Source organism: Paenibacillus chitinolyticus NBRC 15660 (assembly GCF_000739915.1).
Taxonomy (GTDB): Bacteria; Bacillota; Bacilli; order Paenibacillales; family NBRC-103111; genus Paenibacillus_F; species Paenibacillus_F chitinolyticus.
Window position 1 is genome coordinate 1 of the sequence record NZ_BBJT01000028.1, and the last position, 9,984, is coordinate 9,984.

Consider the following 9,984-nt stretch of genomic DNA (forward strand, 5'->3'; position numbering starts at 1 on the left):
GCAGCCAGCAGCGCGGCGAGGTCGGAGCGGCCCGCATCCGCGGCCGTAGGCTTCGCGGCGGCGGACCAGCCGGCCAGCAGCAGCGCGGCCAGCAGTGCGATGCCCCAGAGCAGCCCGCGAGCCGGGACGCCGCGCCGTTGCTGCGTTGCAGCGGGATGTCCCGCTGCGGCGCTGTCCGGCGTCCGGCCTCTATGTACCTGCGTCAGCGGGCTCTGCTGCCGGGTGCTCTTCATCATCGCGTGTCTCATCATTTTTATCGCTCCGTTTCCCGTTCGAATCTAGCAATCTAGTAACAGCCTTGCCGGAGCGGATCGCTTTTATACGTCCTCCCATGTAAATGCTATAAATCCCCTTATTGCCTCGGTCAGCTCCTTTTCTTACGCAAAAAAGCAGGGCAGGCCCCCAAGCGGCAAAACACGCTTGAGAACCAGCCCTGCTGCGCCCGCGGAATTACCGCCGCAGGCTGCCGGTATATATCCGGTGAAGACCCACGGGTCTTTGTTACCGGCGGAAATTGACATCTTCTTGATTGCTTAGAAGATCCGGATCGTCGTGGACGGCATGAGGGGTCGCCTCATACACGTCACTCTTCGAACGCTCATCGGCGGTGAAATTGTCGTCGCGGTTTTCCCGGAGAATCTCGTTGACCAGCTCCCACTTGTTTTCCGGCGTATCGACGACGATGAGAATATCTCCGCGATCTACGCGACTGTGATAATTCTCGATTTCTTCCTCCGGTATGCCCGCACCGACAAGCGCGCCCGTTACACCGCCCGCTCCGGCTCCGATCGCCGCACCGGATAAAGCGGCCGCCAGCGGTCCTGCGGCAAGAATAGGGCCGATGCCGGGTACGGCCATCAGGCCGATCCCCGCGATCAACCCGGCCGCACTCCCGATGGCAGCTCCGCCGATGGCGCCTTTTTCCGCCTTCGTATCCTCTTTACCCGCAATTTCCTGTCTTTCCGTGTAAGGTCCGAATTCTTCTCTATGTTTGGCGAGAACGGATATATCCTCGTCCCTGTAGCCATGTTCTTTTAACGCTTCGATAGCGCGATGGGCTTCCCGGCTCGATTGAAAAACACCTCTTGCTTTTCGTGTCATTACAGGCAACCTCCCTTAAAAAGTGGATTACCCATCGTTACCCGGCAGAGTCTGGAATGAATCGGAACCGCACTGCCCGGGCGGGATTATCCATCGGGGCTTTGCCCATCGGTCTTCCGCCCCCAAAGGCTGAATACCCGGTTCACTTCATCGAAGAGAATCGGCTTGGAGGTAAAATCCTGCATGCCGCTCTCCAGGCATTTTTCTTTATCGGCCGGCCGCACGGAGGCGGTAACGGCGATAATGACGGCAAATTGAATCTATTTCGGGGTTGATTTTTATTGGCGGCATTTGGTAATATGGAATCCCTCTACACGCATTTCACGCTGAAACGATCGTCTACTGATGAACCGGAGGTGTTGGATGCTTTTTTCTGTCTTGGCGCGTAAAGCTTACGCGCGGAATTTGCAGTACCGGGGCGCGCATATGATTCATAACGTGTCCAGTTTTATGTTCGGATTTGTGTACGTGTCCTTGTGGGCGGGCATAGGCGAGAGTCATTCGCTCGGAGAATACGGGGTCCAAGGAATGACCGCGTATATCGCCTTCAACCAGGCCTCTTTATGGCTGGTGCTTTTTATCACGAACGGTCTCGGCATGGAGGAGTCCGTACGCACCGGGCAAATTGCCCTGGATCTGATGCGTCCCGTCCCTCTGTTTTTGCATAAGATGTACCGGGAATGGGGCCAGATCGCCTATCAGTTCGTGTACAAATTTCTTCCGATCTACATCCTCTATTTTTTTCTGTTTTCGATCCCGGTTCCCGGGAAGCTCTCCGTTTACGGCTGGACCGCTCTGTCGCTTCTGCTCGCCGCTTATATTTCCATCTGCATGAATTACCTGATCGGCGCCGCTGCCATGTGGACGACCGAATCCCGCTGGCTTTACTGGGTGAACTATGCGTTCTCTATGCTGCTTTCCGGCTTCTTCATCCCGCTGGAATGGCTTCCCGCCTGGCTTCGCCAGCTTAGCTGGCTGACTCCGTATCCCTATTTGCTGTACGTTCCGGTGTCGCTGTTCACGGAAAGAACGACGCCTGCCGCACTGCCGGCAGCGCTGTTTTGGTGCGTTCTTTTTACGGGATTATGCATGCTGGCGACGGGCGCGATGCGCAAGAAGCTGGAGGTGCAGGGAGGATGAGAAACGGACTGCGGATGTATGTGCTGCTGATCCGGGCATCTTTGCGAAGCCGGATGCAGTACAAGTTTAATTTTATTTTCTCTTCTTTGATGGCGGCTCTCGTGAATGTGGCGGAGTTTCTGATGGTGGCTTTGGTGCTGGACCGCTTCGGAAGCGTAAAAGGCTGGTCGCTGTATGAGGTTGCTTATTTGTACGCGGTGATCTTGCTGTCCAAAACGATCTACCGGTCTCTGGCCTCCGATGTGCATCATCTGGAAAAATATCTGGTGAGCGGGGATATGGACGCTCTCCTGATCCGGCCCCTGCCGGTGCTTTTCGTCCTGATGACTCAAAATTTCCGCCTGCTCGTCGGAGAATTCGGACAGGGCCTGCTCGTTCTCGTGTATGCGATGACTCACATGCTGCGCGCCGGGCAGATCGGCTGGGAAGCTATCCCGCTGACGGCTGTCGCCATCTACTCGGGAGCCCTTATCTTGTTCGCGATCGGACTGGCTACGGCTTCAGCCGGTTTTTGGCTGACGCGGATCGAGGAACTTCAGAACGTGACGGAGGACGCGGCAAGATCCGCCGCCCAGTATCCGCTGGACGTTTACCCCAGCTGGCTCCGTTACATTCTGCTGACGTTCCTTCCGGTCGGGCTGGCCAACTATGTTCCGGCTTCCGTCATCATCCGGCATGAGTACGGCGGATGGGCCTTGGCCGCGGTAACGGTCATGGCCTTCGTCTTCGTCCTGCTGGCCGGGAGGCTGTGGAAGCTGGGCATTTCACGTTACCAGAGTACGGGAACGTAGGGGGAATCCGCCTTACGGGGCGCCTTGGTTCGTTCGTTCCCGGCGGACTCGTACAGATCCGGCAACGCGGCTGATGCCGGGTGCCTGCATGAGATTCGCCCTTCCGCCTAAAGATATCGAGGGGCCGGCTTAACGAAAGAGACGAGTCTTTTGACGGCCTTGGTTCGTCTTTCTATATAGAGAGATACAGACAAGAACCGAAGGAGCGGAGCGAACGACGTGAAAAGGATCAAACGGAAAGTCCTGCTGTTGGCCGTCCTTGCGGCCGCCGGTGTCTGGTTATGGACTGAAAGTAAGCATACGGAGCCGGATATCAAAGCCACGTCCGCCTTGCTGATGGAAGCGGGGAGCGGCCGTGTGATTTACGAGCGGAACGCGGAGGAAAGCCTTCCTCCGGCTTCCATGTCCAAGATGATGACGGAACTGATCGTTTACGAGGAAGTGAAGGCGGGCCGCGCTTCCTGGGAGGACCAGGTGACGACGAGTCCGTATGCCAGCGAGGTGACCGGTGCCCAGATCGGGCTCGAGACCGGAGAGAAGCTTGCCCTTAAAGATATGCTGGCCGCGATGGCCATTGTGTCCGCCAACGATGCCGCCGTAGCGGTAGCGGAACACCTCGGCGGTACCGAGGATGAATTCGTGGTGAAAATGAACGCGAAAGCGAAAGAGATCGGCCTTTCGGGTAAAACGGTATTCGCCAACGCAAGCGGGCTGACGCGCGCCGATCTGGGGCCTTTCGCTCCCAAGAAAAACACGGGAGAAACGCTCATGACGGCTAAAGACGCGGCCAAGCTGGCGGCCTATCTCATCCGGGAGCATCCCGGCATTCTGGAGCTGACCGCCAAGGCGGACTATACCCTGCCGGGCAGGTTCGGGACGCTGAAAACGACCAACCGCATGCTGCCGTATACGAAAGACTCCTTTTCCTATGAGGGTGCCGACGGGCTGAAGACCGGGTTTACGGATCAGGCCGGGTACTGCTTTACGGGAACGGCGGTCCGGGATGGCAAAAGGCTGGTCTCTGTCGTGATGGGAACGGAAACGGCGGAGAAACGGTTCGAAGAAACGCGCAAGCTTTTTAATTACGGCTACGGCACACGCCGGAGTCTGACGGAATGGATCAAAGACATGACGCGCTGAGTGAGAGCGTGAACAGAAGGAGGGGAAAATCTTTGATTACCGCGACGAATTTAAACAAAACGTTCCGTACGCCGGTGGTCCGTCAAGGGCGGATGGCCGGTCTGCGGAGCCTGCTGTCCAGAGAATACAGGTCCAAAACGGCGGTGAATGACGTTAATTTCACAATCGGCCGGGGAGACTTCGTAGGATTTATCGGTCCTAACGGGGCCGGGAAATCCACGACGATCAAAATGCTCACGGGCATTCTGCATCCGACTTCGGGCGAAGTGCGGATCTCCGGCCTGAGCCCGCAGCGCGACCGCAGACGGGTGGTCGCCAAGCTGGGCGTCGTGTTCGGCCAGCGAAGCCAGCTCTGGTGGGACCTGCCGGTCCGGGATTCCTACGAGATCCTGGCGGCTATGTACCGGGTCCGTGAGGAGGACCTGAAGCGCAAGCTCGCGGAGCTCGGAGAACTTCTCGGCCTCGGCGAATTTATGGATACGCCGGTCCGCAAGCTCTCGCTCGGTCAGAGGATGAGAGCGGATCTGGCGGCAGCCATGCTGCACGATCCGGATATCCTTTTCCTCGACGAGCCCACGATCGGCCTGGATGTGGCGGCCAAGCAGAGCATCCGCGGCTTTCTACATAAGCTGAACAAGGAAGCGGACAAAACGATCCTGCTCACCACGCACGATATGGACGATATCGAGCAGCTTTGCGAGCGTGTGATCGTCATCAACGGCGGGACGATCGGCTACGACGGCACCGTGGAAGGCATGCGGCAGCGGATCGGGCTGCCGACGATTATGACGATCCGGTACCGGGGAGCGTGCGGGTTTGCGGGCGGGGAGGCGGACAAGGAGTATCCGTTCCGCGTCACTGCCGCGGAGAAAGAAAAGCTTGTGCTGGAATTCAACCGCACGGACATCGGCCCGATGGAGGTCCTGCAGCTTGCCGGCGGATGGGGCGAAATTGCCGACGTACATATGCAGGAGCCGGATTTCGAAGATATTGTACATCGTGTGTATTGATACAAAACAAGGTACAATAGATGAAGGAATCTAGAGAAATTCCGGGCGTTCGGGACAGGTTGGAGGGCGCAGCGAGACAAGGGCGCCCGGAGTTCCATCAACGCTCAGGAGGAATTACAATGACTTTTACCAAACTGGTGGATGTATTCGTGCCCGTCACCGATTTGAAGCGGTCGGCGCCCTGGTACGAGCAGGTGCTGGGCCTTCGTTTACTGGGCCGGGATGACCGGCATGCCAGGCTCTCCTTCCTTGAAGGAACCTGTCTCACCTTAGTTCAGCAGACAGAGCTTAACCGGTACGACGAGGCTCCCTTCAACGTGAACGTTTACGATGCGGAGAAGGCCTACCGGAGCATGATCGGAAGCGGAGTGGAGATCGCGGAAGAGCTCGCTCCTTTTCATCATATGCAGTGCTTCAAAATCAGCGATCCGGACGGCAATCCCATCGGCATCGTAGGCTGGAGAGAAGAAGCTTATGCCGGGACCGAAGAAGCTATCCGGCTTGGCGGGGCGTTCCTGCCCGTCCGTGATCTGCAGCGCTCCGTCGAGTGGTACGAAAGCAAGCTGGGCGCCCTTGTTCTTCATCGGTTCGCTTACAAGCTGCCTGCCCTGGATAAGGAAGTGGAAGCGGTTTCCTTTGCTAATATAAACGTATGCCTGTTTGAGACCCCGCGCTTCTCCGCTTTGGCTCATATGGCGTTTACGATCGGGTCGACGGACCCCCGGAACGACTTCGAGACGCTGCGGTCCGGCGGGATCAAGCTGTCCGCGCTTACCAGAGAATTCAACCGGGACCGGTTCGGTCTGCTGGATCCGGATGAGAACGAAATCGGCGTCATCGGCATTTTACAGGTAAACTGAACTAATCGTGTATGTATTACAAAAGGCCGGCTGTTCGGTGTAAGGGTCTGTTCCGGGTGAGCCCGGCGGACCCTTTTTTATTTGCCGAGTGTGTTACCGAGCTTCCCGAGCGGCCTGCGGCGTAGTATATTGAGGACATACGCTTTTACGGCGGCGTCCCGGGTCATGCGTTTAAACGGGCGGCCGGTTCTCGATTGAAATTCAAAGCAAGGGAGATACGTTCATGTCCATCCGTACCCGGCTGCTGCTTTCCTACATAGCCATGCTGGTCATCCCGCTTATTCTGGTCGGACTGACTGTAACCGGGCTGTATTTTATGCTCATCCAGGATCTCAAAAGGGAATACCACATCGACCTTACCCACGGCAACCCGCTCAAGGAAGTCGCCCAGATGGAAGATGACAATTACAACAAAATCCGCAGCTCCATCGCGATGGAACCCGGAAACGCCGGCGATCCGGGACAGTGGAAGCAGTGGGAAGCTCTTGTGGAACGTGTGAATATGGGCCTTATTATCCGCAAGGACGAGCAGATCCTGTATATTTCGCCCACCATGAACCACCCGGATGTCCTGAATTCGCTGCCGGCTTTCAGTTACTATTCGGGCATTACGGATTCCCAACTGGAAAACAATTATTACCTGCTAAGGCATCATGACTTTACATTTCCCGATGGGGGAAAAGGCAGTATTTTTATCGGGACGCACGATACGATCGGCAAAAAATATTTTCTTAAATACGGACTGATCTTCCTCGCTGTCCTGATCGCCGTGCTCGTGCTGACGAACGGAATGATGACGTACCTGATGTCGAGAAGTCTGATTACGCCGATCCGCGCCCTGCAGCGTTCCGCGGAGCACATCAAGGAAGGGCGGCTGGATATTGAAGTGCGTCCGGCTTCCAGCGACGAGATCGGGGAGCTTGCCGTTTCTTTCGAAGAGATGCGCCGCAGGCTCAAACAGTCCATCGAGCTTCAGATGCAGTACGAGGAAAACCGGAAGCAGCTGATCTCGAACATCTCCCATGATCTGAAAACGCCGGTGACGGCCATTAAGGGATACGTCGAAGGAATTATGGACGGCGTTACGAACTCCCAGGCCAAATTTGACCGCTATCTCCAGACGGTCTATTCCAAAACGGTCGACATCGACCGGATGATCGACGAGCTTTTTCTGTACTCCAAGCTGGATTTGCGGAAGCTGCCTTTTCAGTTCGAGGAGGCGGATTTAACGGCCTATCTGAAGGATTGCGTCGAAGACATGCAGTTCGATATGGAGAAAAAGGGAATCCGGCTTACGCTTGAGCTTTCCTCGGAGGAGCCCCTTCGGGTCGTAATCGACCGGGACAAGCTGAGGAGGGTACTCACGAATATTACGGAAAATGCGCAGAAGTACCGGGATAAGCCGGAGGGGCATATCCGTATCTTCGTTCTGGAGCGGCCGGAATTCGTGGTGATCGGCGTTCACGACAACGGGCAGGGCATCCCGTCCGATGTGCTGCCGCATATTTTCGACCGGTTTTACCGGGGAGACCCGTCCCGTAGCTCGCGAACCGGGGGGAGCGGGCTGGGGCTCGCCATCGCGAAACAGATCGTCGAAGAGCACGGAGGCACAATCTGGGCGAACAGCCGGTTCGGGGAAGGGACGACGATTCAATTTACCGTGTGCAAAAACCGGAACGAGAAAGGAAGGATGGCAACATGAAAGAAGGCGGACGCATTCTGATCGTCGAGGACGATGTAAGCATTGCCGAGCTGGAGCGCGATTATCTGGAACTGGACGGATTTACGGTCGATATGGAGCATCACGGCGAAACGGGCCTTCAGCGTGCACTTGTAGAGCGCTACGACCTGATTTTGCTGGATGTGATGCTGCCGGGTACCGACGGCTTTGCCATCTGCGAGCGGATTCGCGTGGAGCGGGATATTCCCATTCTGATGGTTTCCGCCAAAAAGGAGGACCTGGATAAAATCCGCGGCTTCAGCCTGGGAGCCGACGATTATATCATCAAGCCGTTCAGCCCGGGAGAACTCGTGGCGCGCGTCAAGGCGCATCTGTCCCGGTACGAGAGACTGAAAGGGCAGCAGGACCAGGACAAGGACGAAATCCGTATCCGCGGACTCGTCATTAACCGTGCTTCCAGAAGGGTATACGTCAACGGCAAAGAAATTCCTTTCACCACCAAGGAATTCGATCTGCTGACTCATCTTGCCATGAACCCCAACCGTGTGTTCAGCAAAGATCAGCTGTTCGACCATCTGTGGGGCATGGACGCGATCGGCGATATTTCGACCGTGACGGTTCATATCCGCAAACTCCGGGAGAAAATCGAGCCGAACCCGTCGGATCCCGCTTATATCGAGACGATCTGGGGAGCGGGCTACCGGTTCAAGCCGTAAGGGTTCGAAGGGGAAGACCCGGGTTCCGGAGGCCCGCTTTCGGCCTCAAGGTTTTCGCCGGAACCGGTGTAGGCGATCGTGCCCGTCGGGTTGGTGTAGGGACCGATCGGACGGAACTGGCGGATATGTTTGATCCGCGACTGCAGGCTGACCGGACCGCTGCCGCCCACCTGCATCACCGACGAGGCGGACACACCGAGCACCTTAACCGGGCCTACCTGGATGGTGCCGAGGTTGCGGGTCGTTTTTGCCGCTTCCGGCGGGAACTGTATTTCCGGATGAGGACGGGCGAAAATGGAATACGCTTCGAACGAGCCTTCGTCACCCAGAAAGACGGGAATTTCCCGCTGCAGGGCGAGAGCTCTGAACCGGGTGTGAATCCCGCCGTTGTCGCCGATCTGGAAAACGGCGGCGCTGGAGACCGAAAGCACTTTCGCCTGAGTGAGCCAAACCAGCCGTCTGGACATGGCTCAAGTATGGGGCAGCGGAACGAGCGGTCCCACTATGACGGATTCCGGCGGGGTGTCGAACATGGACGATGCGGTGATGGAATCGGTGTCCCCGATAAGGAAGGTCGAAGAACTGGATACCCCGATGATATAGACGGAGCCTACCTGCAGACATTTATTTTCCACATAAAAATCTACCTTCACGGATGTCCATCTCCTTTTCCTTCCTGATATTGAGCCAAATAATTACGGATGCCGGCGCGTATGTCGGCTTTTGTTTTTTCGATAAGTTTCCACGTTGCGTTCCCCGGCGGCTCTTGTCCGCCCGTATGCAGGAGATCGGGGGAGGAAGCATACTGCCGGACTCTGGATTCGATCTGCTGCCGCAAATCGTCCATAACCCGTCTGCTTTCGTCCGGTCCGATGTCCAAGTGCCGCTTGGCCGCAAGCTCTATCAGCTCTTCCATGGCTTCGCGGTCGAGAAAGTCGTGAAGGTGCCGGTTGGCGGCTCCTTCATCTGCGCCCGGGCGGCCTTCGCCGGCTTGTTCGGGCTCCCTGTTTTCATTCGGGGAGAAGCCGCCGGAAGGCGGAGTCCCGCTATCCGGGAAGGAAGCGTCCATTCCGTTTACGGCGAAATCTTCGATTTCGTGCACGGTAGAGGGAGAGACGCCGATCGTCAATGTGCCGTCGAGCTGTTCGACTTTCAGTTGATCGAATTTGTATTCGATGCGGTCGATATGTATCCCGCGCTGCCGCTTCAGCTCTTCGATCTCGCCGTGCATGGCTGCGGTCGTCTCTTCGAGCTTGGCAATGCGGGCCTCCTGCCGCTGAATGTGCGTCCACATCTGTTGAAGCTGATAGGCGTACAGATTGGGATCGCCCGGTCCGTAGCCGTACATAAGCTCACCTCTCTTTCGCTTTCGCAAAAATGCCGCCGGGGCTCATCCCCGGCGGGAAGTAGGAGGCCGCATGCAGCGGCGGGGCCCGGCGTGCTGTCAGCCGCCGCGGGAGGGCCCCCGGCAAGCCGGCGGCCGCCACGGCATCCACGGCGGGAATGGCGGCTGCAGGTGGGGGCCCGGCCCGAGCAGGCCGCCCG

The 9,984-nt window shown here is 57.2% G+C and carries 13 protein-coding genes; 8 read left to right on the forward strand and 5 right to left on the reverse strand.

Features of this window, described 5'->3' with window-relative positions:
• Positions 1-251 (reverse strand): hypothetical protein (locus tag PCH01S_RS29015; RefSeq protein WP_042235971.1); only part of this gene is annotated, 251 nt, incomplete at its 3' end.
• Positions 252-501: 250 nt separating this feature from the next.
• Positions 502-1,101 carry a general stress protein gene (locus tag PCH01S_RS29020; RefSeq protein WP_042235974.1) on the reverse strand — a complete coding sequence of 200 codons (600 nt, stop codon included), beginning with the start codon at positions 1,099-1,101 and terminating at the stop codon, positions 502-504.
• 56 nt (positions 1,102-1,157) lie between these two features.
• Here PCH01S_RS29020 and PCH01S_RS29025 point away from each other — a divergent pair, with 56 nt between their 5' ends.
• The 8 genes from PCH01S_RS29025 (at position 1,158) to PCH01S_RS29060 (ending at position 8,439) form a co-directional block, all read left to right on the forward strand.
• Entirely contained in the window at positions 1,158-1,376 is a 219-nt protein-coding gene (locus PCH01S_RS29025; protein WP_042235977.1) for a hypothetical protein, read from the forward strand.
• An 88-nt stretch (positions 1,377-1,464) separates the two neighbouring features.
• Positions 1,465-2,241 (forward strand): ABC transporter permease, encoded by a 777-nt coding sequence (locus PCH01S_RS29030; protein WP_042235981.1) that lies wholly within the window; start codon positions 1,465-1,467, stop codon positions 2,239-2,241.
• A complete protein-coding gene (locus PCH01S_RS29035; RefSeq protein WP_042235984.1) occupies positions 2,238-3,032 on the forward strand; it encodes an ABC transporter permease in 795 nt (264 codons plus the stop codon). The genes PCH01S_RS29030 and PCH01S_RS29035 overlap by 4 nt, the downstream gene beginning before the upstream one ends.
• A gap of 219 nt (positions 3,033-3,251) precedes the next feature.
• On the forward strand, positions 3,252-4,172 hold the full coding sequence (locus PCH01S_RS29040) for a D-alanyl-D-alanine carboxypeptidase family protein (protein WP_042235987.1): 921 nt from the start codon (positions 3,252-3,254) through the stop codon (positions 4,170-4,172).
• A 32-nt stretch (positions 4,173-4,204) separates the two neighbouring features.
• A complete protein-coding gene (locus tag PCH01S_RS29045) occupies positions 4,205-5,182 on the forward strand; it encodes an ABC transporter ATP-binding protein (protein WP_042235989.1) in 978 nt (325 codons plus the stop codon).
• Positions 5,183-5,301: 119 nt separating this feature from the next.
• Positions 5,302-6,042 (forward strand): VOC family protein, encoded by a 741-nt coding sequence (locus PCH01S_RS29050; RefSeq protein ID WP_042235991.1) that lies wholly within the window; start codon positions 5,302-5,304, stop codon positions 6,040-6,042.
• A gap of 223 nt (positions 6,043-6,265) precedes the next feature.
• On the forward strand, positions 6,266-7,744 hold the full coding sequence (locus PCH01S_RS29055) for a sensor histidine kinase (RefSeq protein WP_042235993.1): 1,479 nt from the start codon (positions 6,266-6,268) through the stop codon (positions 7,742-7,744).
• Positions 7,741-8,439, forward strand: coding sequence for a response regulator transcription factor (locus tag PCH01S_RS29060; protein ID WP_009676338.1), 699 nt, complete (start codon positions 7,741-7,743; stop codon positions 8,437-8,439). The genes PCH01S_RS29055 and PCH01S_RS29060 overlap by 4 nt, the downstream gene beginning before the upstream one ends.
• Here the strand turns inward: PCH01S_RS29060 and PCH01S_RS29065 are convergent.
• From PCH01S_RS29065 to gerPC, 3 genes are read right to left on the reverse strand one after another with little or no spacing between them, the layout of a single operon-like run.
• On the reverse strand, positions 8,421-8,906 hold the full coding sequence (locus tag PCH01S_RS29065; RefSeq protein WP_042235995.1) for a spore germination protein GerPE: 486 nt from the start codon (positions 8,904-8,906) through the stop codon (positions 8,421-8,423). The genes PCH01S_RS29060 and PCH01S_RS29065 overlap by 19 nt on opposite strands.
• Positions 8,907-8,909: 3 nt before the next feature.
• Positions 8,910-9,092 carry a germination protein GerPD gene (locus PCH01S_RS29070; protein ID WP_009676346.1) on the reverse strand — a complete coding sequence of 61 codons (183 nt, stop codon included), beginning with the start codon at positions 9,090-9,092 and terminating at the stop codon, positions 8,910-8,912.
• Positions 9,089-9,787 (reverse strand): spore germination protein GerPC, encoded by a 699-nt coding sequence (gerPC, locus tag PCH01S_RS29075; RefSeq protein ID WP_042235997.1) that lies wholly within the window; start codon positions 9,785-9,787, stop codon positions 9,089-9,091. The genes PCH01S_RS29070 and gerPC overlap by 4 nt, the downstream gene beginning before the upstream one ends.
• Between the last annotated feature and the right edge of the window lie 197 nt (positions 9,788-9,984).

Bases quoted from the DNA above. Each gene is read 5' to 3' on its own strand.
- PCH01S_RS29020 (WP_042235974.1), bottom strand. From the start codon at position 1,101: ATGACACGAAAAGCAAGAGGTGTTTTTCAATCGAGCCGGGAAGCCCAT.
- PCH01S_RS29025 (WP_042235977.1), top strand. From the start codon at position 1,158: ATGAATCGGAACCGCACTGCCCGGGCGGGATTATCCATCGGGGCTTTG.
- PCH01S_RS29030 (WP_042235981.1), top strand. From the start codon at position 1,465: ATGCTTTTTTCTGTCTTGGCGCGTAAAGCTTACGCGCGGAATTTGCAG.
- PCH01S_RS29035 (WP_042235984.1), top strand. From the start codon at position 2,238: ATGAGAAACGGACTGCGGATGTATGTGCTGCTGATCCGGGCATCTTTG.
- PCH01S_RS29050 (WP_042235991.1), top strand. From the start codon at position 5,302: ATGACTTTTACCAAACTGGTGGATGTATTCGTGCCCGTCACCGATTTG.
- PCH01S_RS29055 (WP_042235993.1), top strand. From the start codon at position 6,266: ATGTCCATCCGTACCCGGCTGCTGCTTTCCTACATAGCCATGCTGGTC.
- PCH01S_RS29060 (WP_009676338.1), top strand. From the start codon at position 7,741: ATGAAAGAAGGCGGACGCATTCTGATCGTCGAGGACGATGTAAGCATT.
- PCH01S_RS29065 (WP_042235995.1), bottom strand. From the start codon at position 8,906: ATGTCCAGACGGCTGGTTTGGCTCACTCAGGCGAAAGTGCTTTCGGTC.
- gerPC (WP_042235997.1), bottom strand. From the start codon at position 9,787: ATGTACGGCTACGGACCGGGCGATCCCAATCTGTACGCCTATCAGCTT.